General features: G+C 49.7%; 18 protein-coding genes. 6 read left to right on the top strand and 12 right to left on the bottom strand.

All coding sequences use genetic code 11. From position 1 onward, the window contains the following. Positions 1-6: 6 nt before the first annotated feature. On the bottom strand, positions 7-4,470 hold the full coding sequence (locus C1A11_RS13065) for a Cna B-type domain-containing protein (protein WP_180950366.1): 4,464 nt from the start codon (positions 4,468-4,470) through the stop codon (positions 7-9). 336 nt (positions 4,471-4,806) lie between these two features. Continuing rightward, positions 4,807-6,018 (bottom strand): AfsR/SARP family transcriptional regulator, encoded by a 1,212-nt coding sequence (locus C1A11_RS13055; RefSeq protein WP_102050881.1) that lies wholly within the window; start codon positions 6,016-6,018, stop codon positions 4,807-4,809. Between the two features lie 246 nt (positions 6,019-6,264). Here C1A11_RS13055 and C1A11_RS13050 point away from each other — a divergent pair, with 246 nt between their 5' ends. Further along, a complete protein-coding gene (locus tag C1A11_RS13050) occupies positions 6,265-7,008 on the top strand; it encodes a sortase (RefSeq protein ID WP_102050880.1) in 744 nt (247 codons plus the stop codon). Between the two features lie 183 nt (positions 7,009-7,191). Here C1A11_RS13050 and C1A11_RS13045 read toward each other — a convergent pair whose 3' ends face one another. Next, positions 7,192-7,749, bottom strand: coding sequence for an FUSC family protein (locus C1A11_RS13045; protein ID WP_278335985.1), 558 nt, complete (start codon positions 7,747-7,749; stop codon positions 7,192-7,194). A gap of 165 nt (positions 7,750-7,914) precedes the next feature. Then, positions 7,915-8,931, bottom strand: a complete 1,017-nt coding sequence (gap, locus tag C1A11_RS13040; protein ID WP_102050878.1) for a type I glyceraldehyde-3-phosphate dehydrogenase — start codon at positions 8,929-8,931, stop codon at positions 7,915-7,917. A gap of 318 nt (positions 8,932-9,249) precedes the next feature. Between gap and C1A11_RS13035 the strand changes: the two genes are divergently transcribed. Then, positions 9,250-10,314 (top strand): sensor histidine kinase, encoded by a 1,065-nt coding sequence (locus C1A11_RS13035; RefSeq protein WP_102050877.1) that lies wholly within the window; start codon positions 9,250-9,252, stop codon positions 10,312-10,314. Positions 10,315-10,569: 255 nt separating this feature from the next. On the opposite strand, the gene C1A11_RS13030 is transcribed toward C1A11_RS13035, so the two are convergent. Beyond that, positions 10,570-11,073 (bottom strand): DUF1836 domain-containing protein, encoded by a 504-nt coding sequence (locus C1A11_RS13030; protein WP_102050876.1) that lies wholly within the window; start codon positions 11,071-11,073, stop codon positions 10,570-10,572. 198 nt (positions 11,074-11,271) lie between these two features. Here C1A11_RS13030 and C1A11_RS13025 point away from each other — a divergent pair, with 198 nt between their 5' ends. Continuing rightward, a complete protein-coding gene (locus C1A11_RS13025) occupies positions 11,272-13,797 on the top strand; it encodes a heavy metal translocating P-type ATPase (protein WP_102050875.1) in 2,526 nt (841 codons plus the stop codon). Beyond that, on the top strand, positions 13,794-14,066 hold the full coding sequence (locus C1A11_RS13020; protein ID WP_102050874.1) for a metal-sensing transcriptional repressor: 273 nt from the start codon (positions 13,794-13,796) through the stop codon (positions 14,064-14,066). The genes C1A11_RS13025 and C1A11_RS13020 overlap by 4 nt, the downstream gene beginning before the upstream one ends. Positions 14,067-14,132: 66 nt before the next feature. On the opposite strand, the gene C1A11_RS13015 is transcribed toward C1A11_RS13020, so the two are convergent. From C1A11_RS13015 to C1A11_RS13000, 4 genes are all read right to left on the bottom strand, one after another. Then, positions 14,133-15,242 (bottom strand): GGDEF domain-containing protein, encoded by a 1,110-nt coding sequence (locus C1A11_RS13015; RefSeq protein ID WP_180950364.1) that lies wholly within the window; start codon positions 15,240-15,242, stop codon positions 14,133-14,135. A gap of 183 nt (positions 15,243-15,425) precedes the next feature. Further along, on the bottom strand, positions 15,426-16,007 hold the full coding sequence (locus tag C1A11_RS13010) for an ATP-binding cassette domain-containing protein (RefSeq protein ID WP_102050872.1): 582 nt from the start codon (positions 16,005-16,007) through the stop codon (positions 15,426-15,428). Next, positions 16,004-16,798 (bottom strand): ABC transporter permease, encoded by a 795-nt coding sequence (locus C1A11_RS13005; RefSeq protein WP_242965945.1) that lies wholly within the window; start codon positions 16,796-16,798, stop codon positions 16,004-16,006. The genes C1A11_RS13010 and C1A11_RS13005 overlap by 4 nt, the downstream gene beginning before the upstream one ends. Then, positions 16,776-17,825: an ABC transporter substrate-binding protein gene (locus C1A11_RS13000; RefSeq protein WP_102050870.1), complete on the bottom strand. Its 1,050-nt coding sequence runs from the start codon at positions 17,823-17,825 to the stop codon at positions 16,776-16,778. The genes C1A11_RS13005 and C1A11_RS13000 overlap by 23 nt, the downstream gene beginning before the upstream one ends. A 278-nt stretch (positions 17,826-18,103) precedes the next feature. Here C1A11_RS13000 and C1A11_RS12995 point away from each other — a divergent pair, with 278 nt between their 5' ends. Then, positions 18,104-18,772, top strand: a complete 669-nt coding sequence (locus C1A11_RS12995; RefSeq protein ID WP_102050869.1) for a Crp/Fnr family transcriptional regulator — start codon at positions 18,104-18,106, stop codon at positions 18,770-18,772. A 69-nt stretch (positions 18,773-18,841) separates the two neighbouring features. On the opposite strand, the gene C1A11_RS12990 is transcribed toward C1A11_RS12995, so the two are convergent. Continuing rightward, positions 18,842-19,249: a transposase gene (locus C1A11_RS12990; RefSeq protein ID WP_180950363.1), complete on the bottom strand. Its 408-nt coding sequence runs from the start codon at positions 19,247-19,249 to the stop codon at positions 18,842-18,844. A 176-nt stretch (positions 19,250-19,425) separates the two neighbouring features. On the opposite strand from C1A11_RS12990, the gene gloA2 reads away from it, so the two are divergent. Continuing rightward, entirely contained in the window at positions 19,426-19,806 is a 381-nt protein-coding gene (gloA2, locus tag C1A11_RS12985) for an SMU1112c/YaeR family gloxylase I-like metalloprotein (protein ID WP_102050867.1), read from the top strand. A gap of 59 nt (positions 19,807-19,865) precedes the next feature. Here the strand turns inward: gloA2 and C1A11_RS12980 are convergent, their stop codons facing one another. Together C1A11_RS12980 and C1A11_RS12975 are read right to left on the bottom strand one after the other, a co-directional pair. Then, positions 19,866-21,461, bottom strand: coding sequence for a potassium/proton antiporter (locus C1A11_RS12980; RefSeq protein ID WP_102050866.1), 1,596 nt, complete (start codon positions 21,459-21,461; stop codon positions 19,866-19,868). 317 nt (positions 21,462-21,778) lie between these two features. After that, positions 21,779-22,774 carry a GGGtGRT protein gene (locus tag C1A11_RS12975; RefSeq protein ID WP_102050865.1) on the bottom strand — a complete coding sequence of 332 codons (996 nt, stop codon included), beginning with the start codon at positions 22,772-22,774 and terminating at the stop codon, positions 21,779-21,781. Positions 22,775-22,792: the final 18 nt, after the last annotated feature.

Here is a 22,792-nt window from a genome sequence, read left to right as displayed (position 1 = left end):
TTTTACTTAGCTGTCTTTGCGTTTCAGCAAACGCAGTGCAGTACCGGCAAGCAACATCAGCATACCGATGCTGCCTGCTGCTTCTGCCCTGCTGGCAGAAGTTTTCGGTAAGGTTGCCGCTGTGGCAGTTGTGACAGTGTCAGTCGTGGGTGGGGTGCTTGGGGTCGGTGTCGGGGTGGGAGTAGGGGTAACTGTTTCTGCGGTTTCACGCTGATAAACAAGTTTTACAAGGTAGCTATGGTCCGGCAAAACTTCAAAGCTTGCGGTCGTCGGCCCAGTGTAAATCGTTTCGGATGCAGGGGCTGCGGTTTCTTTGTACTTTGCAACAACTGCCGCATATGCTTCGGTTCCCTCTGCATACAGCGCTTGCTCTGCGGTAACACGCTGTTGGTATGCGGTTTTCGCTTCTGCCAATAAGCGGCTTGCTTCTACTTCCGCAATCGTCGCTGCGTCCAATTTTTCTTTGGCTTCTTTTACGGCCTGCTCTTTGTCGGCAGGTACTACGGCTGTGCTTTCAGCAGCTTTGACTGCTGCCGCATAAGCTGCATCAGCCTTTGCAATACAATCTGCTTTTTCTGCTTGTGAAACATAACTTTCATCCGCCGGCAATGCCTCTGCGGCAGCGAGCGCCGCCTTGGCATCTGTCACAGCCTGCTGGGCTGACGGCTTGCCTGCATCATCATCTGGCAATGCGGCCAATGCTTCTTCTGCCAGCGTTAGAACCTGCTGTGCCTCAAGCACTTTAGCATCTTTTTCTGCCGGCTTCAATCCTACTATCAGCGCTTGCGCCGCTTGCTGTGCGGCAGTCGCCTGTTTTACTTCTTCGCTGGCGGCAACTGCTTTTTGCTGTTCCACCGCAAGGGCATCCTCTGCGGCTTTTTTCGCATCGTCATAAGCTTTTTGGGCAGCTTTTACATCTTCGGCTGCTGCATTTGCTACGGCCAACTTTTCATCGTAGGCCGCTTTTTCTTGGGCCGCCGCTGTTGTAACCCGTGCTGCAATATCCTTCGCAACCAATGCATCCAGCTGCGTTTGAGTCTGCGGCAGCTTGGTGCGAATTACTTCTGCTGTTTGCGGCAGATAGGCAAAAGATCCGTATTGTGCCAGCAGCAGCTCCTGCAGATTGATTGCACTGCCTGCTGACAAACCGGATGCCTGCTGTCCCTCAGCATTAAGCTGCGTAGCACCTTGCAACGGACGGTGCAGATGGTAGTAGGTGTGCAGCACCTTATTCACCGGGGTATTCGCTTCTTTTACGAAATAGTGGGTAAAGGTGAGCTCTTTTTCTGCGTTGCCTTTAAATTCGGTGGCAGTATTGCCTGCCGCATTCTCACTGGTCAGGTAACGGTATCCCTCAGTCAGCGCCGGGTCCCTGCTGGCATCAAAGGCTTCGCCCGGCAGATAGTAGTTTGTGATATCCACAATACCATCTATTGGTTTTGCTGCGGTACGGTCAAAATTACCGTTCGCATCCAGTGTAACTTCACGGTAGCGTGTTTCGATGGGAATGGTGCCAATCTTAGCATATTCCACAATTATCAGCAGGTCATGGTCACCCATGGTGCCAGCCACCGGTGCAGTGCCTTGCGCCAGCCCAACCCGGGTATAGCCCGCAATGGTTTTTTCAGTCGCTTGGGTCACATCGTATTTTTGTGTTTCATAAAATGTGCCCGCTGCGATATCGCCCACCAGTTTGTGGTCTGTGCCCTGTTCTACATAGCGCACGGTGACGCTATGTTTCGCATTAATCACGTTGGTGATGGTAGTGGAGAGCCCCTCCTGAGGCAACATCGTGTAAAATTCGGTTTTATCTGGCTCTGCTACTGCATAGAGATACCGAGTGCCGTTAGCATCAAACGCTGGCAGCTGGGCAAAGGTATGGCTCCAGCCTGTAGCTCCGCTCACGGTGACGGTACCGTCTTTAACTGGCAGCATAGTTGCCGCATCGATACCGCGCAGCAATTGCAATTTTAGCTCTGCCGGGCGAAGGCCAGCTTGGTTATTGTCATCTTGCCAAATCTTTTGCACTGTAATATCTGCAAGTTTGCGATTGTAGAGATTCAGGTCAGATTCCGGCGTGCCAGTGGGGCGAATCGCCTCATATCCAGCCACTGCGCCTTCACTTACCCAGTAGTGATAAAGGGTTCCGTCTGCGCTGTACAGATCAAGGTTTTTATAGGTGTAGGTCCACTGGTCCGCAGCCTTTGTGGGGGTTGGCTGTGCGGGCTGCGTAAAGCTGGTATCCTCCTGCATCGTGGTGCCGTTTTGCACACCACGGTGCAGGGTCAGCGGCAGCATTTCAGGGCGGCTCGCTGTATCTTCACCATCGAGCCAATGCTTAACAACCGTAATCTCGCCTGCTTCTGCACGTCGGTTGGTCAGGGTTATCACTTTCACGCCGTCTACAATTGATTCCTGAACGCTGGCCATTTCATAACCATTCACCGGATTTTCTTGTTTGATCGTATAATGATATTCTTTGCCATCCGGTGCGCGCTCGGGCAAGTTCTGCACAACCTGCTGCCATTCATCCGCTTTTGTCAGCATAATTTCCTTTTCAAAAGTGGTGTCTGCCACTTTGGTGGTGCCTTCTAACCAGTAACGGCCCATTGTGCAGTTTATACTTTCGCCACGTGTAGCAAGAGCGGCTTCATCATTGGCGTCTTTCCACTCTTTTACTACTTTTACAGAAATGGTTGGAACATTGATAAAGTCGGCTTGCTCCTGCACATCTGCTTTAATGGTGCCTGTCACCACAGCATTCGGCAGGTCTTTCGTGGCATCTCCACTTACTGTGATATCGCCAAGCTGATAACCCTCGGCTATCTCCTCTTCAATTCGATACGCCGTGCCGGCGGGCAATCCTTCGATGACAGCCTGATCGCCTGCTTTCAGCTGCAAAGTGCCATCCGCTCCAACGGCGCTATCTGTCCCATTCACTTTAACCACGCCAACGTAGGGCTGGTTGCTCATTCCATACAAAGCGCTTGTGAGCAAAACTTTGAACGCAAACTCTTGCTGGGTAGCTGTGCTGCCCTCGGCAAGTACTTTGCTTAGCTTTAAGCTTCCAGTCGTCGGCCCGTTGGTGAAGGTATAGAGCAGCCGCTCTGCATCTACTTTTCTTGCGGGTGCCTGCTTGCCGGAGCCGGCATTCGCAGTGCCATCCGCGGGGGGAGCCCCGCCACCTACCAGCGTAACTGCATACTCGGTCTTATCATATTTACCTTCGTAAAGTTCGCTCATCTGCACATAGTGCCCCGACTTAATATCGAAGGCAACGATATCTCCGGCCTGAATTTCCAAGAGTCCATCTTTTATCGTCACCCCCTCGGTAGTCCGGCCATCGTGTGTCAGGGCATATGTGCCGGTATAAGGCTGCAGACTGTTTTCATTGGCTCCGCTCTTTACCATAAACTGGTATTTTTGAGCAGCATCTACAAACATCTCGTTCATACGGCCAAGCACCTTTGTCAGGTTGGGGTTACCCGTGAAGGTGGGCAAATTGAACCGCATCATATTATTAGACTGCCCTGCACCGCGCTCGAGGTAATAAATGCGCATTTTGTGTGCAGTGTACGCATCCATGTTTGTCAGGCCGACCTCTGCAAACGTAGTGTAATAAGTGTATTTCACTCCGTTAAGCTCAAAGGGAGTACTGGCATGGACAATTTTGGGAGCAGCATTAGTTCCTTGTGGAAACTTGGTGTCTTGTCCGTACCATACTTTCTGCTGGGCAAAATCAATTGCGCCATGGGTTGCATAATGAATGCCGCCTACGTCCAGCGTCAGCTTTTCGTCGATATAAACCCAGAGGTCATCATCACCCGAAAACTGGTAGACCATCGGGGCACCGTTTACTAAGCCATTCACCGGCATGTTAAAATCGAGATTCATCGAAAGCCCAAAATAGGTGTTATTTGTGCCAAAAGGCCAAAATCCTGTACTGCTTCCGCTTTGTACCTCTAGCTTGTTGGTGCTTTTTGTATACCGCAAATTTGTTTTTGCGCTGTCAAAAAAATATTCGCCTGTTTGGTTGTTAAACGAAAACGGGAAACTGACATTGGTGAATACTTTTTTATAGGGCCGTGCTGTAGTGCTAAACAAGTCCTTATCTGTAAGAGTAGAAGACAAAATGACATTGCTGTTAACCGCCACAGTTCTGTTTGCAATGCCTCGATAAATGCATTGATCAAGATAATTGCCAGTTGCTTTGTTATAGCAATTATTTAGCGCATAGAGGCCAGAGCCGCCAAACACCATGTCATTGTTTTCATTTAATCCTTCGTTTAGCTGGGTTGTGTCTGTGGTTTTAAATGCGTTCCATTTGTTCGTACTGCCGTAATCGTACAATGTTACCGGCAGTGTTTTGGTGGTGCTCTGCGGCGTAGTTGCCGCAAGAGCATTGGCTGGCAGCAGAGAAAAGCTCATCAGTGCCGCCAGCACCATGCTTAAAATCCTTTTCTTGCTCATCATCTTGCTCCTGTTTTGTAGGCTGCAAACGGATGCACCCTTGGTGTAAAACGCCCCACGGTTTCGGCATAATTACCGAATACCTGCGCAAAAGCCGCCGCATTGCGGTACGCCAAGGCCACCCCGCGCCTAAACACCGCAGTAAAGCTACTTTTATCGTTGCTTTATTATGGCATCCGTTTGTAACAAACTTGTCTTATAGAAGCACTATTCTGACAGCTTTTGGCACCTCTCTTTCTATGTACCCTCAATATTATAAAATGTTTGTATTTTTTCTCTTTTGGGGCTTAGTTAAAATAAAAAAGAGCATCTGCGCAAAAGCAGATGCTCTTTAATTTAGTTGTTGCCCAGTCGATCCATCGGCTGCAAGCTACAAATCAGTTTCACTTTTTTAGAATGGTAAATTCGCTTAAATCGTTTGGTGATTCGGGTCAGTATCTTTTCTCCATTTTCAAAATTCACCTGCGGCAGCAAAATAATATACTGCGTGGCGGTACATCGAGAATAGATGTCTCCGATGCGGAGGCTTTCTTTCACCGCACGCTGAAGCACATGCATCGCATAGGTGCGGGTGGTATTGTCCAAGCGCTGGTCGGTAGCACTGGTAATTCCCATTAGGCCAAGCATCAGGCTTGTCCCTTCGCGAACCGCACTGCGTACCCGGGCTTGGTACATACTTTTAAATACCTCATATTCGCAATAGTAAGCGCCTTGTGCCTTTTCTTCGCGCAAATCTTCTTTCAGCAGCATAAGGTCTGCATAGCCATTGCGATCGCTTTTCGCAATTTCTTGAAACATCTCGCGCAGTTTGGGCGAAAGGTCGCTGCTTAGCTCGCGATAAAACAAATCGCTGATTTTATTATAGTGGGACGCTGCCTGTGATTGACGTCCAAGCCGGCAAAGCGCAAGCAGAATACAGCGATGCGCCTCTTCTTCAAACCGGTCTATCTCTGCGGCACGGGTGGCAACCGTAAGCAGTTCGTTCCAGTTTTCTGCGCTCTCATATTCTGCCAGCAGCGCATACACCTGCTTAAAGTAAAGCGTATGGTAATAGCTGTTGATGGGCGTTACCCAGGAGCGATGATAAGCCCCAGGCAAAAAGTCACCTGTATACAAGTCAACCGCCTTGCGTGCATATTGCATCCGCAACGCGAGATCGGTTTCTCTTTGTGCAGCAATGCAAGCTTTTTCATATTCTTCAACATCCACCACACAGGGGATGTCGTTGTTCCAGCGGTAGACACCACCAGAAGAAAGCACCAGCTGTTTGGCAAAAGGAACCCCTGCATCTAAAAAGCTTTTGCGCAGACGATAGACCAGATTTTTGAGCGCACCGGCCGGATCTTCCGTTTCGTCATTCCACAAAATTTCGATAAGCTGCTCTTGTGTCAGCGCTTTATATCGATTGCAGACAAGGTACTCCATGAGATTCCAAACCTGTCCGCCAGCATCAGTGGAAACGATAACCCGTCCACTAATCTCAACGGAAAATCCGCCCAGCATACAAATATTCACTTGTTCTTTATATGGGGTGCCGGTATATCTCATTGCGACCTCCTGAGACAATTTTTAAAAAGCGCAGTTGTGCCGTGACTATTTACAGTAATATAAAACATTTGTTAAAACATGGAATATTTTTCCACTAAAAACAGTGTACGCAGTTCAACGATAGATTGCAACACTTTTTTGCCAAAATAACACAGCAAAATATATCAACATGCACAAATATCTTAAAATACAACAAACTGCATCAGTACAATAAAAGAAGAATTTTAGGAAAGGAATTCGGATGTTATGCCACATTTCAAATTCTCTTGGCCGCAAAAAACTCGCCGTCAACTGCTCACGGCCATCTTTTGCATTTTGGGTATTGCGCTTACTTTTTATTATATTTATGCAAACTGGATACCGAAGTGGAAGCAGGCGTTGCGTTACAATACAGCAGCCGCAACAGTGCAAAATGGTACCCCTTTAGAGGATTCTGCCGTATCTAATCAAGATACGTATTTTGAGCTCTGGTACCCCACGGATGAGCTGACTATTCCTATTGACCGATTCGATTATCGCTCTGGCAGCATGCGCTTGCGCGTTCCGGAACTCGCCTACGAGGGCAGCGTAATGGATGGAACCTCACAGGAAGCGTTGAAAGAAGGCCCGGGATTATATGAGCAAAGCCCGCTGCCTAGTTATGGCAACCCCAATGTTTGCATTGCCGGGCATCGCGGTATATATGGTGCAGAGTTTTATCGCCTTGATAAGCTAAAAACCGGCAGTGAGCTTTTTTTGGAGTATGACGGATACTGCTTCACCTATGAATTTGCAGAGGCCAAAGTGGTGACCGAAGATAACTGGGATATGATTTACTGCGGAGAAGAAAGCAGTGTGACGCTGACCACCTGCCATCCTCTTTCCACATCGGAAGACAGGTTATGTGTGCGTTTTCGTTTGAAAAGCGTACAATTAATGTCTGGAGCCATCCCGTTAACCAAAGCTGAACTCGCCGCCGGACACCGTGCGGAGGCCACTTCTAGCTTTTAGTGAGCCACTCAGCCGACTCTTTCGGTTAAAAAAAATGGTCTTTCTTCGACAAAATTCGCTTACACTTTACTTTAATATCGGCAAAAGTTTAAGCGAACTTAACGGGAAGAAAGACAATATCATTTTTTTTGAATAAATCTTGTATAAATATGTTTTTAAATATATTTTTCTTTAATTCTGCTATTAGGAAGCAATGGCTTCCGCTTCAGCCACAGCTTCCTCTGCTTTATCATCTAATAGATCTTGTTCTTTTGGGGATGGAAACAGCTTACTAATCAATAAAGAGACCAGTACGCCGACACCGGTATCCAGAATACGGGCCAGAGTGTACGCCACAAATCGGGATTGGGCAACAGTATAAATTACTACAAAGAACACCACAGTTCCGGGCTGTATTGCACCGTGGGCGCCGAACATAGCGCTGACATATAGCACCAAAAACAGGCCGACACACAAATAGACCCAATCGGGCACGGGCCAAGGCGCAAAATGGATCAACCAGTAAAACGGAATCGCAAAGATACCTCCGATGAGTGTTCCAATAAAACGGTTACCGCCGCTTTGCAGGCCACCTCTAAACACATTGCCCATTCCATACACTGCGCCAATGCACGCAAAACAAGCGTTTCGGCCAATCAACTGATAAATAACTGCAACCAGTGTCGCAGAGATAATCGTTTTTACCATGCGCCCCCCTATTTTAGGGAAGTGTATGAAAGGTTCCTTGTGCCGCTTTTCCATTTGAATAATGCCTCCAAAGACTTCACTTTCCATTTTCACATGTGTTCTATGTTAGTCCAACTAGATAATTTTGTCAAATTTTGTATTTTTCTGTTACTTTTTCAAACAAAAGCGCCCCCGTCTTTTGATAGACGGGGGCGCTTCTTTTTCGTTTAAGCGGTTAAATTAAACCAGCTCTGCGAAATATTTGATGGTGCGAACCATCTGGCTGGTGTAAGAGTTCTCGTTGTCGTACCAAGAAACAACCTGAACCTGATACAGACCGTTGCCAAGGTCATTGACCATGGTCTGGGTTGCATCAAACAAGCTGCCGTAACGGATGCCGATAACGTCAGAAGAAACAATCTCATCCTCGGTATAGCCAAAGGATTCGGTGCTTGCAGCTTTCATTGCAGCATTGATGCCGTCTTTGGTGATGTTCTCGCCTTTTACGACTGCAACCAGAATGGTGGTAGAGCCGGTGGGGACGGGAACACGCTGTGCAGAGCCGATGAGCTTGCCGTTCAGCTCCGGAATAACCAGGCCGATTGCCTTAGCAGCACCAGTGCTGTTGGGCACGATGTTCGCAGCGCCTGCACGTGCACGGCGCAGGTCACCTTTGCGGTGCGGGCCGTCGAGGATCATCTGATCGCCGGTGTAAGCATGGATGGTGGACATAATGCCGCTCTGGATGGGAGCATAATCGTTCAATGCTTTTGCCATCGGAGCGAGGCAGTTGGTAGTGCAGGATGCAGCAGAGATAACGGTATCGCTGGGTTTCAGGGTTTTCTCGTTTACATTATAAACGATGGTGGGCAAATCATTGCCAGCCGGTGCAGAGATAACAACTTTCTTTGCGCCTGCGTCAATATGTGCCTGTGCTTTATCTTTTGCGGTAAAGAAACCAGTGCACTCCAGCACGACATCTACACCCAGCTCGCCCCAAGGCAGCTCTGCCGGGTTGGGTTTCGCATAGATCTTAATCACTTTGCCATCTACTTCGATGGCGCCGTCCAGCGCTTTCACGGTGTCGCCTTTCTCATAGCGGCCCTGCGCAGTGTCGTATTTCAGCAGGTGTGCCAGCATTTTCGGATCGGTCAGATCGTTGATGGCCACGACCTCGTACCCCTCTGCGCCAAACATCTGGCGAAAAGCGAGACGGCCAATACGACCAAAACCATTGATTGCAACTTTAACTGCCATAATAATTGTCCTCCCTTGATCTATGAAGATAATATAAAAGAGTCTTGCTATATTTTATACCAAAAATTCAAAAACTACAAGAGCGTTGACAATTAATTAACAAATTAGCTAAATTTATGTGCTCTTGTCTTTATTTTCAACAAAATTTTATTTTTTTCTATTTCTCCGACTCTTTTCGACTTTACATCGACAAAATCCGGCAGGTATAATATAAGCAACTTCCAACAATATATCCTTTCCCTATCTCTTAGTTTTCTCTCCCCTATCTTTTCACGCACTTTTTTTGCAGACATTAGTCTTCGAAAGGTGGTGGCTATTATGACATTAGAAGAACAAAAAATTTTGGACGATTTAACTTCTCCAGCTTGTTTTTTGGACATGACTCTATCTCTTGTCTATGCCAATGAATCTGCACAGATGGAACTCCCCCAACTTTGCGTCAATGGAGAACTTGCTCGACGCATCAACAGCAATAATGTGATGAAAAGCGCTATGGTGCGGCGTCAAAGTACCAACCTGCTTTTAGATGATGTCCCGCTTACTTATCGTCTTCTTTCGGCCACGCCGCTGGGGGGCGGCTATCTGGTGACCTTCTCGTCTTCTTGTCAGCAAGATTATCCCGAGCGCCTGTGCGAGATAGCGCGTGAACCGCTTTCCGAGATTCTCGCTTCGCTGCCGCTGCTTTCTCAACACCTGCAGGCGGGCGACGGCGATACCCAGCTTCGCCGGGTAAACCGTGCCTGCTACCAAAACCTGCGAAGCATTTCGTTACTTTCCCATTTTGCACAGCTGGGCCGGGGTGGCTTTCAGGAGGTACCGGTAGATTTCGGTGCACTTCTCGCCGACCTATGTCAGGCCTTCAACAGTCTGGCAAATCCGGACGTGCCTCAGCTGATTTTCCAAGTGCCGAAACATCCTATCATCGTAGCCTGCGAGCCGGAATTGCTGGCAGTAATGATTGAAAACCTGATTTCGAATTCACTGCGCTATACCCGCGATGGAAACACCGTCACTCTTTCGCTGATTCAGCTTTCTGGCAGGGTTTTGCTGCGGGTAAAAGACACCGGCGCTGGTATTCGGCCCGAAGTATTGCCTCATATCTTCGAATCTTATTTTTCTGCCGGGGTGTATGCCGATGATGTACCACCCGGTTTGGGGCTTGGGCTAACCTTTGTTCACCTGCTCGCAACTTTAATGGGTGGCAGCGTAACGGTAGAAAGTGAGTATGGCGAGGGCACCTGTGTTGCCGTTGCCTTGCCGCTTGCAGATTGTGAAGAGGAAACCGAACCTCCACTGAATAATTTCCTAGCTGATTTCATGGCAAATCGTTACTCGTCCCTCTTTGTCCAGCTTTGCGCATTTTGCCGCTTACCGGAAATTTAAGGGTTGTAATAAAAGCCGAAGCACTAGGTTGCGTCGGCTTAGTTGCTTCTAAAGCTACAAAAAAGCCTTGCTGCTGTAAAAAACAGCAGCAAGGCTTTTCTTTTTATCTTTGAGATGTGCGCCCGCAGCAACGCCAAAGCGTAACGTAACATCGCGCCCAACCTATCCGTTGGCTAGCGAATCATTTAGGCAGTATTAGTTGAAGCGAAAAAGGAAGCGCAGAGCTGAAACTCTGCGCTTTTAAATTCAAACCAACTATTTTTCTGCCGTTTCTTCTTTCGCTAAAAGCTCCAGTAATTCCAGTGCTGCAAGTCGGTCTGCATAGCTTTGCAGGCAAAGCCGCAGCGCTTGCTCGGCAATTTCAGTTTGCTTTTGGGGTAGCTCTTTTACCGTGGTGTTCAGAGCTGCATCAAGCGCCTCGCAATAGCGTGCGTAAAATGCTTCACTGTCTTCCAAATCCTGTTGGCTTTTCAGCAGGCTGTCCAGCTGTGCCACACTAAGCACCTGTTTGAGCTGTGCTATTGCCGTAAGATACGCCAGATGCTGTTTGGTATAGCGCTTTCCCTGCGGACGGGGCAAAATGCCGCTTTTGATATAGTTATTAATCATAGCGCCGGTCAATTCGCTTTCGCCGCCCGGCTGCTGGCGCTGCATATAGGTTAGCACCTGATCCTTGTAGAGTTCAATATCCGGCAATGCTGCATAGGCTGCCGGGCGCTGCTGTGCGAGACGGCTGCGCAATGCTTCAAGCTCTTCCATCCTGCGACCTCCCTGCGATTTTCTTTTAATTATAGCAATTTACAGTTGCATTGTAAATCTTAATATCATCTAACAGAGTTTCTTATATTACTTTTGCTTGTATAACTGGTAACGCTACTTGACAAACTAAAGAAAACTGCTATACTGACAGTACACCCCCGTGGGGTATCTATTTACTTGATCAGAAAGCGAGCCTTTATGAAACAAAAATTCAATGTTACCGGCATGACCTGCTCTGCTTGCAGTTCTCATGTAGAAAAAAGCGTATCCGCGCTGCCGGGCATAAAAACCGTCAGCGTAAACCTGCTGCAAAATTCGATGGCGGTAGAATATGACGAAGCAAAGCTGAACGCGGATGCCATCATCACCGCTGTAGAGCATAGCGGCTACGGTGCTGCGCCGGTTGGCGCAATGCCCGCGCCCGAAGAAAAATCCCCGATGGATGAAGCCGCCATTGTGCGCAAACGCATTATCTGGTCGGTCGCGTTTTTGCTGCCGCTGATGTATCTCTCCATGGGCGAAATGATGGGGTTGCCGCTGCCTGGGCTGCTGGCGGGGCGAGAAAATGCCGTCAGCTTTGCACTGACCCAGCTGCTGCTTACGCTGCCCATTCTTTATCTCAACCGCAAATATTATCAAACGGGCTTCAAGGCTCTTTATCATCGCAGTCCCAATATGGATTCCCTCATCGCGCTGGGCAGTGCCGCTGCTGTCATTTACGGCGTTTTTGCGCTGTACCGCATGTCGTGGGGTCTTGGCCATGGCGATTTTGAGCTGGTCCACCGCTACCATATGGATTTGTATTTTGAATCCGCAGGCACAATTCTCACTTTAATTACGGTAGGCAAATATCTGGAAGCCCGTTCCAAAGGTAAAACCGGTGATGCAATTCGCCGCTTGCTCGACCTTGCGCCAAAAACTGCCGTCGTGCTGCGTGAGGGCGAAGAACTTGAAGTGCCGGTCGCTGAAGTTATTGTTGGCGACACGGTCATTGTCCGGCCCGGTGGGCGGGTACCCGTAGACGGTGTTCTCATCGAAGGCCACGCCGTATTAGATGAATCTGCTCTGACCGGTGAAAGCCTACCGGTAGAAAAAGATCCCGGCGATACCGTTATGAGCGCAAGCATTTTAAAAGCGGGCTCGGTAAAATTGCAAGCAGCTAAAGTGGGCGAAGACACCACCCTCGCACAGATAGTGCGTTTGGTAGAAGAAGCAAATTCCGGCAAAGCTCCCATCGCAAAACTCGCCGACAAAGTAAGTGGCATTTTCGTGCCGGTGGTAATCACTATTGCAGTGGTTACCACGCTCATATGGCTGTTTTTAGGATACGGCTTCGACTTCGCCCTATCTTGCGGCATTGCCGTGCTGGTTATCAGCTGCCCTTGTGCTTTGGGCCTTGCTACCCCTACCGCCATTATGGTGGGCACCGGGCGCGGCGCAGAGAACGGTATTCTTTTTCGTACTGCTGAAAGTTTGGAGCTGCTTTGCGGCATTGATACCATCGTGCTCGACAAAACCGGCACGGTTACCGAAGGCAAACCTTCGGTAACCGATCTGCTGCCAGCTGCCGGCATTTCGGACGAAGAGCTGCTGCGACTTGCTGCCTCGGTAGAACAGCTCTCCGAGCACCCGCTTGGCACTGCATTGGTAGAAGAAGCGAAAAAACGTGCATTGCCCCTGGCAGCTGCGACTGATTTTTCCGCGCAGGAAGGCCGCGGCGTATTGGCTACCGTAGAAGGCGCTCAAATTCTCTGCGGCAACCGCCGTATGATGGAGGAAGCGGGGCTCTCCGTCCCCGCTGACGAGGCAGACAGCCTTGCTTCGCTGGGCAAAACGCCACTTTATTTTGCACGCGGCGGCAGCTACCTTGGTTGCGTCGCCCTTGCTGATACTGTAAAGCCCACCAGCCGCGCCGCCGTAGAGGCACTGACGGCACAAGGCATTTCAGTGGTAATGCTGACGGGTGACAACCGCCGTACCGCAGAGGCCATTGGCAATACGCTGGGCCTTACCCGCGTGGTGGCCGAAGTGCTGCCGCAGGATAAAGAGCGCGAAGTTGCCCGTTTGCAGGCAGAAGGGCACAAAGTTGCAATGGTAGGCGATGGCATCAACGATGCGCCTGCACTTGCTCGCGCCGATGTCGGCATCGCGATTGGCGCGGGCACAGATATTGCCATTGAGAGTGCAGATGTGGTATTAATGAAGAGCGACCTTTTCGACGCCGTAACTGCAATTCGGCTTTCTCACTCGGTGCTGCGCAATATTCGTCAAAACCTGTTCTGGGCATTCTTCTACAACGCCATCGGTATTCCTCTTGCCGCCGGGCTGTTTTATCCGTGGCTTGGTTGGAAGCTTTCGCCCATGTTCGGCGCTGCTGCCATGAGCCTATCATCGGTCTGTGTTGTCAGCAATGCGCTTCGTCTGCGTTTTTTCAAAGCCAGCCACCCGGCAGTTTCCGCGTTATCAACAACCGCTTCTGCCCCTCTTGCAAATGAAAGAAAGAAGGAAATTACTATGAAAAAAATCATCCATATTGAAGGTATGTCCTGCGGCCATTGCTCCGCGCGTGTTGAGGATGCGCTGAATAAGCTGCCCGGCATTTCTGCTACCGTAGACCTTGCAGCAAAAACAGCCACCGTTACCGGCGATGCCGCTGACGATACCCTTGTGCGCACGGTTACCGATGCCGGCTACGAAGTAACTGGTGTGGAGGCTGCAGAGTGAAGGCCGACAAAGCACGTATTACACGCATGATTCGTACGGCACGCGGCCAGCTGGACGGCGTATTGCGCATGATTGAAGAGGACCAGTACTGCGTAGACATCTCTCGTCAGATTCTTGCAGCAAATGCCATTCTGCGCAAAACCAACACCGAGATTTTACGGGCCCATCTGCAAGGCTGTGTGCAAGATGCTTTTTGCTGTGAGGATGAATCCGAAAAGCAGAAAAAGCTGGACGAAATGGTTTCGTTGCTTGAGGCAATGAGCAAATAACGCAAAAAAACACCGGAGCATCCGCTTCGGTGTTTTCTTTGATCAAATTGCCCGGTTCTTCTTTGCTCAGCTATTTACTTTCTGTTCTTTGAGCTGCCGTTTGGCACGTTTATTTTCATAAAGCTTGCGGTCTGCAGCCTGTATTGCTGCCGATACAGCCCCATGCTCTTTTTTATAAAAACTATATCCTACGCTTACCGTGGGCAAAGGCAGGTTGTGCCGTACAGAAGCGCCCAGCTTTTGGTCAAAGTCTTTTATCACATTGTTCAGTTCCCACTCACTCAAGCGATACTCACTGATGACGCAGAACTCGTCTCCTCCGATGCGGTAGCATCGGCCTACTGCTTGAAAAGCTTCTTTAATCTCTTCACCCAATGCGTGCAGGCACAGGTCTCCGTACTGATGACCTTTGGTGTCATTGATTTTTTTAAAATCATCGACATCCAGCAAAATAATGCAAGCCTCTGGCTTTTTTTCCAGCTCCTGCAACTCACACTCATAAGCGCGGCGGTTAAACAGCTCTGTCAGCACGTCATGTTTTTCGCTTAGCTCACAAAAATAGCTATAGTAAATCGGCAATGCAAGCGTGACACAAAGCCAGGTGGTGTGCACCTGAGGAAATACAAGCTGCAAGCTGGTGCCTACCGCCAAAAACGCAATCAATGCCAAGAGGGTGTTGCGATTTTTATTTTGATAGCGGCGCAGCGAAATATACGATTCATAAAACAAAAAAAGAGCCTCTGCAAGATACGAAAAGACGTAAACGAAATACCAATTGCCTCTTGCATAGCCGTTTTGTGCCGAAACCGTAAAGATACTCCCCGTAAGCGGAGATATAACAGTGAACGCAATATTGATGAATGCCGGCAATGCCGACCAGCTCCAAAAAGAAGTATACCGGTTGCAAAAAGCACATGCCAACAATAACGGAACAACAGGTGAAAGGGAAAAACCTACCACATTACACAGGATGTGAAACAACCGGTAATTTGCCGGCAGCGTTTCTGCCACAGTAGTGCCGGCTTCTGCACATACCACCAGCATAATAAACAGAATGGTAAGCCTAAAGTACTTTTTCATCCGCTTTTCTAGAATATCGCTGTTTTTGATCATATAATCCAGCGTAAGCATTGCAAAAAAGCATACCGCACCTAAAAGGAGATTATTAAATACCATAAAAATCCCCCTTTCACATCTGCGTTTCATCATTTTGTTTTCAGTTTATCATTAAATCGACCATGCGTAAACAATATTTTTTAACGAAAAGTATTTTTTGTGGATAACGCCCTAAACACAATAAAAAGGTGAACGAAAGAAGTTTCTTCCGTTCACCTTTTTTAACGCGCATGCTTTTTTATTTTATTTGCTCGCAATCTGGGCAAGCCGCAGCGGGGCAGATTCCCAAAAATCAGCATCCCGCGCATCATGTGTAACCCAAAGCAATGTGCGGCCTTGTCGGTACCGGGCAATCAGCTCCAGCATCCGGCTGCGTGCCTCTTCGTCCAGCCCTTTTAGCGGCTCGTCAAACACCAGCAGCTCAGCTTTGGCTACCAAGGCACGCAAAATAGCGACCCGCCGTGCTTCCCCGCCAGATAGCGAGGCTACCGGGCGCGCAAGTGCCTGCGCATCAAGGCCCGCCTCCAGCAATCGTTGCTCGAGCATTTCTCTTTTTTCGTTGCACACCAGTGCAAGGTTTGCGACGGCAGAGACGGCCCCGCAAAGGCGGTCTTCCTGAAACACCACGGCGCAGGTACTCGGGCATCCCTTTATTTCTCCAGTGTCCGGCTGTTCCAGCCCCAGCACCAACCGCAATAATGTGGTTTTGCCGTAGCCGGACGGAGCCATCAGTACCGTTACCTCTCCCTCTGCAATTTCGAGGTTAAGGTCAACAAACACGTTTTTTTCACCATAGATCTTTGTGATATGTCGCAAAGAAATCATCGGCAAAGCCTCCGTTCTGCTGCGTTTAACGCGGTGGTAACCAGCTTTTCACACGCGGCACTAAGTAGAATAATCACCAGTGTCCAGGCAAACAGCTCACCGGTTTCAAGGTACAGCTTGGTTTGGTACAGTCTTTCGCCAATGGTCTGTCGCGGCAGACCAATCACCTCAGCCGCGACACCGCTTTTCCATGCCAGGCCAATCGCAGTGCGGCAGCCACTTGCTATCCAGGGCAGCACAGCGGGCAGCGTTAAGTAACGCAGCCGCTTGGCCGGGGCAATGTGGAATACCTCTGCCATCTCTGCAAGGCCGGGGTCGCGTGCATCCAGCCCCGCAAGCAGTGAAGTGTATAAAACGGGTGCAACCATCAAAAACGAAATAACCACCGAAAGGTTATTACTACCAGCCCACAAAAGGGCTAAAATAACAAAACTTGCAACGGGGATTGCCCGCACCATACCAAAGAGCGGTGCAAACAAAATGCGCACTGTGGCAAACCGGGCAGCAAGGGCGGCACAGGCACACCCTGCCGCCGCACCCAGCAAAAAGCCGCCGCCAATGCGCACGAAGCTTTGCCCTACGCTTTGCCAAAAGGCAGATGTTACAACCAGCGTGCCAAGACTGCGCAGAACCGCGAGCGGAGAAACCAACAGAAGCTCTTGGCCCAGCAAAAAAGCCGCACTTTGCCAGACGATGAGCCAAAAGCCAATCGCCAACACCATCTTGCGCCGCGCCCCTTTGGCCGCTATCGTAGAATCAACCTTTTTGTTATGCACCATAGTAGAAGTCATCGCCGGGCAGTGCCCCACCGATCGATTTCGGGTTCTGGTCAAACAGCACCTGCAGATACCCTGCAACCGCTGTTTTCATTTCTTTGCCGTCAAGGTAGGTAATATTGCACTGCGGGATGGCTTTTGCTGCCAGCGGTGCTTTTTCAATAATGCCATATTGTGCTACCAGCTCAGCGGCAGCATCTACATTTTCGTTGACATAGGTGGTGCTGTTCTTGTAGTCTGCCAGAAACTCAGCAAAAGCAGCTTTGTGCTCAGTGATAAAATCACGGCGGGCTACCAGTACGCCGGTAACGAGGCCGGAATCGGGGCTGACTTTGTTCCACTCCTGCGTCATATCCAGCGCGACACGCAGCTCCGGAATTTTTTGCGAAACCACAGTGACATACGGCTGCGGCAGCATAGCCACTGCACCTGCGCCTGCTGTCTGCAAGGCGGCCGCTACTTCGGTTGCTTCGCTTTTGTATTCAATGGTCAAATCTTTTTCAGGGTCCAGGCCGTTTTCTCGCAGCAGATAATTCAGCACATACTCCGGGGTAGTACCTTTGCCTGTGGTATACACGGTTTTGCCTTTTAAGTCGGTAATACTTTGTACCGCATCGCCGTTTTCTACCACGTAAAGTACACCCAGCGTATTCACGGCTGCAACCTGCACGCCACCCTGCGTTTTTGCATACAGCACACTGGCAAGGTTTGCAGGTACTGCTGCAACATCCAGCTCACCAGAAACAAGCTTCGGGACGATTTCGTCTGCGGTGCCGTACATCGCGACCTCATAATCGTGACGTGCAGTGCCGTCTTCTGCAGCCTTCATCAGCTCTACCATGCCCATCGTGGTCGGTCCTTTCAGACCTGCGATGCGAAAAGCAGTACGCTCGGCAGCCGGCACCGACACCGCGGAGGATGCAGCGGAAGAAGTGCCCTGCGAAGATGCAGCCTCACTGCTGGAGGAAGCTGCTGCACTGCAGCCAGCAAGCAGGCTGGCGCTCAGCGAGAGTGCCAGCAATAAAGAAACTATTTTTTTCATAACCGAAAAATCCTTTCCGGGCATTGCGTCAGGGTCAACGTCCTTTTGCCGCGCGTTTTGGCGGCAAGGCGACAATACCACTTTATCATTGCGTTGACATTGCTTTTTTATTTTAATATAATTGCCCTAAAGATGATGTTGCCACGGCAACACTTTTTTCTTTTTGATGCCATAAAAGGGAAATTTTGAAACAATTTTATCCTTGTTTTTGTTAAGCGATAGAGAGCTGCTTATATTATTCACCCTAACTTCAGTCTTAAATAAAAGGAGTGGTGTACATGACCAATCGGCTGGACATTATTCTATCGACTTCGCTGTTTGAGGGGATTACGCCTGCGTCTGCCGAAGAGCTGCTGCAATGGCTGCACCCCGCAATCAAAAACTACTGTCCTGGCGAGGTTGTACTGCTTGCGGGCTTTGAGTCAAACGAGATTGGCATTGTGCTGCGTGGCCGCCTTTCTGCCGAGCGCACCACTGCCGACGGTGAGCGTTTGCCGATTGCCGCGCTGAAAGAAGGCAGCGTTTTCGGAGATGTGCTTTCGGGCAGCCACACCGTCTCGCCTATCACTATCGTTGCCGAAACCGCCTGCGAGCTGATGCTGTTCCCGCACGCGCATCTGCTGGCTGTCAGCGGCACCGTGCCTGCTGCTTTGCCCCGTCTGCTGCAAAATCTCATCAGCACCATCAGCGACAAATATTTCGTGCTCAGCCACCGGCTGGATCTGCTTATGACTCCGCGCCTGCGCCAGCGCGTGCTGCTTTACCTGCAAAGCCTTGGCGCAGACAAAGGCCCGGTAGCGATTCCCCTTACCCGCACCGCCCTGGCAGAACACCTTGGCTGCAACCGCACGGCGCTTGCGCGGGAACTCACCCGTATGAAAGCGGACGGGTTGTTGAAAATTGAGGGCAGCCAATTTACCTTGTGCGGCATGGAAACAGGCAATTGACGATAGAAAAGAGTATGTTACATAACCGATAAAAATAAAAATCCCTCCGCCTTGGCAGAGGGATTTCATTTACTTCGCAGCTGTTTCGCACCGGTTTAGTTCACGCACTGCCTCGGCAATTATGTTGTCGGGGATGCGGCGGCGAAAACTGGCCATGGTACGGGCTGAAAACGGCGCCTTGGGGCGAAACTCGTTCATTCCCAAAAAGTATTGCAGATAAGGGCTTTCGCCAATCAGCAACGTGGTTTGCTGATCTGAGAGATGGAGTGCTTTTTTTACTACAAGGCTGCCGAAAGCGACACGCACTCCAAAAGCCTGCTTGCCGCCGTGAGAAAAGTGAGAGGCGTATTCCTCTTCTATCGAAAGCCAATCCACCTGCTGTGCCAGCTTCACCCACCGGTTTTCGGGAGAAAGCAACTCTTCGATTGGCGCGATATAGTCATACACGGTAAGCTGATTTAATGTTTGTTTATACAAAAGTCTACACCCTTTGAGAAGTCTAGGGTGTTGCGCTTTACACCGCAAAACCCGCTTTATTTCCTTTTATCGGCAAAATATTGCAAAGGTATTGTAGCATTATGGTAAAATAAAAGCAAGGAATACAAAGCATATCTTACTTTCTGGGAAAAATCTGCGCAAAAAAGGAGAAAACGATGAAGCTGCAATCGGTACATCACGTCGCGATTTTGGTCAAGGATTATGAAAAGAGCCGACATTTTTATGTAGACCTGCTTGGCTTTGCGGTAATTCGGGAAAATCACCGCCCTGAAAAGGATGATTACAAGCTGGACCTTGCGGTTGGCGACCTTGAGCTGGAGATTTTCAGCGCGCCTAACGCACCTGCCCGTGTTACCGGGCCAGAGGCCTTGGGCCTGCGTCACCTCGCCTTCCGGGTAGATAACGTAGCCGCGGCAGTAGAGGAGTTAACAGCGCTCGGCATCGAGGCCGAGCCAATACGCATTGACCCTTACAGCGGCGGCGCATTTACCTTTTTCTTCGACCCGGACGGCCTGCCGCTGGAGCTGCACGAGTAATATAACAAAAGAGCTGCGATTTTCATCGCAGCTCTTTTGTTATATTGATTGGCACTGTGCTAAATCTGGCTCAGCACCAAAACGTCGTCTTCTCGAATTTTGGTTTTCCCGTGAGGAATCAGCACTTTATTTTTCCGTTTGATGAGCATCACCAGCTTTTCGTCCTCCAGCTCAAGCTCTGCCAGTGCTTTGCCAAGCCATTGGCTGTCTTTGCTGATGGTAACTTCGGTGAGGCTGCATGTAATTTCACTGCGCACCGAAAGCGCGCTCAGAATCAGCGTGTCGCCGGGCAAAAGCACGGTATCCCCTTTCGGGACAATGCGCTCTTTGCCGCGCAAAATCAGCACCAGCAAAAGTTCCGGCATCAGTGCGATGTCTTTGATTGCACGCCCGGCCCACCCGTGACAGGGTGTAATGGAAATCTGTACAAATTCCACCGGCACCTCTTCCGAGTAATCGCTGAACGTTTTCATAATATTGCTGTCATCATCTATCATTTTCAGTTTTTTAGAAATCCATGGAATGAGCGAGCCTTGCAGGCTAATCGAGAATAGCACAATGAAAAAAACGATGTGAAACACGTCATGCTTCATGTACGCGGGATGAACGGTTGCCATAATGGCAAACACGATAGACGCCGCTCCTCTCAGCCCTGCCCAGCTGACCAGCAGCTGCTGGGAAAGTGGACACCGAAACGGGGTTAAAATAGCAAACACCGAAAGTGGCCTTGCCACAAATGTCAAAAATAGCGCAATGGCAAGTGCCGTACCTGCAATTTGCGGCAGTTTGGAGGGAAACGACAGCAGACCTAGCAAAAAGAAAATCAGCATCTGCATCAGCCCGGTGACACCATCAAAAAAGTGAACCAGCGCTTTTTTATTGCCCAGCGGCCGATTGCCTAAAATGATGCCCGCAATATATGTGCTTAAGTATCCGTTACCACCAATCAGCGAAGCCACGGCGTACGACACCAGTGCTATGCCGAACACGAAAATCGTATCTACGCCATCTTTCGGCTTTTTCATTTTGCACAGCACATACCAGGCCGCAAGTGCTGTGCCGACACCGACCAAAATGCCAAAAACAATCTGGGCAAAAATCAGGTAAGCGAACTGCCCGCCGCTTGCCTTTCCGGTCATGGCAGAAAGCACCACAACGGTGAGCATATAAGAGCAGGGATCGTTGCTACCACTCTCTACTTCCAGCAGCGGCGCGGTGTGATTTTTTAAGTTGATACGTTTAGAGCGTAAAATCGAAAACACCGAAGCCGCATCGGTAGAGCTGATGACCGAACCAATCAGCATGCTCTCCCAAAAGTTGATTTTTAATACAAAATGGCAAAATGCTCCGGTAAACAATGCGGTCAAAACGACGCCCATGCTGGAGAGCAGCACCGCTTTGACGGCCACAGGTTTTGCCGCGTGCCAGCTTGTGCCAAAGCCCCCATAGAACATAATAAAAATAAGTGCAAAAGAGCAAACCTGTTCTGCAATTGCATAGTTGTCAAAATAAATTTTAAAAAGTCCGTCTGAACCAAACACCATGCCCAGCAAAATAAAGGCAAGCAGCATCGGCATACCAAGTTTGCCAAATGCTTTTCGCAGCATTAGGCACACCAAAATAATAACAGCAATCAATAGAATGTATTCTGACACGGTTACCTCCTTAAACGATGTGGCGAAACAGGATCTAATTTCATCTTAACATTTGTACTGGGGTTCTGTAAATTCCAGATAAAAAGCTTTGCTGCTCTTTAACAGTCTCTTTCAGCCTACAAGCGCCGTATGGGCAGTATGCAAAAATCGCACAATGCCTGCCGATACAGCCAAAACTTTTATTTTTAGCTATTGTTTTTTACAATCTGTTGCGTGCAAAAAGCATTGGCACGCCTTTGCAAATAAAAAAGCGAGAGTGATTCCACTCTCGCTTTTTTGATGGCCGGGCAAGCTGCCCCGCCGTAAAGTTTGCTATTTTATTTTGCTTCAGAAGCTGCAACAGCGCAGGCGACAGTCATGCCGACCATCGGGTTGTTGCCAGCACCGATGAGGCCCATCATCTCGACGTGTGCCGGGACGCTGGAAGAGCCTGCAAACTGTGCATCGCCGTGCATACGGCCCATGCTGTCGGTCAGGCCGTAGCTGGCAGGGCCAGCTGCAACGTTGTCCGGATGCAGGGTGCGGCCGGTGCCGCCGCCGGATGCAACGGAGAAGTATTTTGCGCCGTTTTCCACTGCCCATTTTTTGTAGGTGCCTGCAACCAGGTGCTGGAAGCGGGTCGGGTTGGTGGAGTTACCGGTGATGGAAACTTCAACGTGTTCTTTTTTCATGATGGCGACGCCTTCGAGAACGTCGTTTGCGCCGTAGCAACGTACTGCAGCACGCTCGCCGGTCGAGAATGCTTTCTCGTTGACGACTTTCAGCTCGCCGGTCTTAAAGTCAAAATCGGTTTCTACATAGGTAAAACCGTTGATGCGGCTAATGATATAAGCAGCATCTTTGCCAAGGCCGTTGAGGATAACGCGCAGCGGGGTTTTGCGGGCTTTGTTTGCAGTGCGTGCAATACCGATTGCCCCCTCTGCAGCCGCAAAGCTCTCGTGGCCTGCGAGGAAGGCGAAGCAATTGGTCTCTTCGCGCAGCAGCATAGCACCAAGGTTACCGTGGCCCAAGCCCACAGAGCGCTGCTCTGCAACAGAACCGGGGATGGTGAAAGCTTCGAGGCCTTCGCCAATTGCGGCAGCGCAGTCTGCAGCGTTTTTCAGGCCGCGCTTTACAGCGATAGCGGTACCCAGGGTGTAAGCCCAAACAGCGTTGTCAAAGCAGATGTTCTGAACGCCTTTGACGATAGCTTCGCAATCGATGCCCTTTGCGAGGAGCATCTCACGGCAGGCGTCGAGGGACTCGAGCCCATTAGCAGCGAGGCATGCCTCGATTTTCGGCATGCGTCTTTCCTGACTTTCAAAAGTTGCCATAAGTGTGTTCCTCCTTTC

It is taken from the genome of Pygmaiobacter massiliensis, from assembly GCF_900199435.1.
Classification (GTDB): domain Bacteria; phylum Bacillota; class Clostridia; order Oscillospirales; family Ruminococcaceae; genus Pygmaiobacter; species Pygmaiobacter massiliensis.
This window is presented reverse-complemented; position numbering and strand designations above follow the sequence as displayed.

Coding starts and splice junctions, on each gene's coding strand:
- C1A11_RS13055 (WP_102050881.1), bottom strand. CDS start 6,018: ATGAGATATACCGGCACCCCATATAAAGAACAAGTGAATATTTGTATG.
- C1A11_RS12975 (WP_102050865.1), bottom strand. CDS start 22,774: ATGGCAACTTTTGAAAGTCAGGAAAGACGCATGCCGAAAATCGAGGCA.
- C1A11_RS13005 (WP_242965945.1), bottom strand. CDS start 16,798: ATGACTTCTACTATGGTGCATAACAAAAAGGTTGATTCTACGATAGCG.
- gap (WP_102050878.1), bottom strand. CDS start 8,931: ATGGCAGTTAAAGTTGCAATCAATGGTTTTGGTCGTATTGGCCGTCTC.
- C1A11_RS13065 (WP_180950366.1), bottom strand. CDS start 4,470: ATGAGCAAGAAAAGGATTTTAAGCATGGTGCTGGCGGCACTGATGAGC.
- C1A11_RS13050 (WP_102050880.1), top strand. CDS start 6,265: ATGCCACATTTCAAATTCTCTTGGCCGCAAAAAACTCGCCGTCAACTG.
- gloA2 (WP_102050867.1), top strand. CDS start 19,426: ATGAAGCTGCAATCGGTACATCACGTCGCGATTTTGGTCAAGGATTAT.
- C1A11_RS13045 (WP_278335985.1), bottom strand. CDS start 7,749: ATGGAAAAGCGGCACAAGGAACCTTTCATACACTTCCCTAAAATAGGG.
- C1A11_RS13000 (WP_102050870.1), bottom strand. CDS start 17,825: ATGAAAAAAATAGTTTCTTTATTGCTGGCACTCTCGCTGAGCGCCAGC.
- C1A11_RS13035 (WP_102050877.1), top strand. CDS start 9,250: ATGACATTAGAAGAACAAAAAATTTTGGACGATTTAACTTCTCCAGCT.
- C1A11_RS13015 (WP_180950364.1), bottom strand. CDS start 15,242: ATGGTATTTAATAATCTCCTTTTAGGTGCGGTATGCTTTTTTGCAATG.
- C1A11_RS13025 (WP_102050875.1), top strand. CDS start 11,272: ATGAAACAAAAATTCAATGTTACCGGCATGACCTGCTCTGCTTGCAGT.
- C1A11_RS12995 (WP_102050869.1), top strand. CDS start 18,104: ATGACCAATCGGCTGGACATTATTCTATCGACTTCGCTGTTTGAGGGG.
- C1A11_RS13010 (WP_102050872.1), bottom strand. CDS start 16,007: ATGATTTCTTTGCGACATATCACAAAGATCTATGGTGAAAAAAACGTG.
- C1A11_RS13030 (WP_102050876.1), bottom strand. CDS start 11,073: ATGGAAGAGCTTGAAGCATTGCGCAGCCGTCTCGCACAGCAGCGCCCG.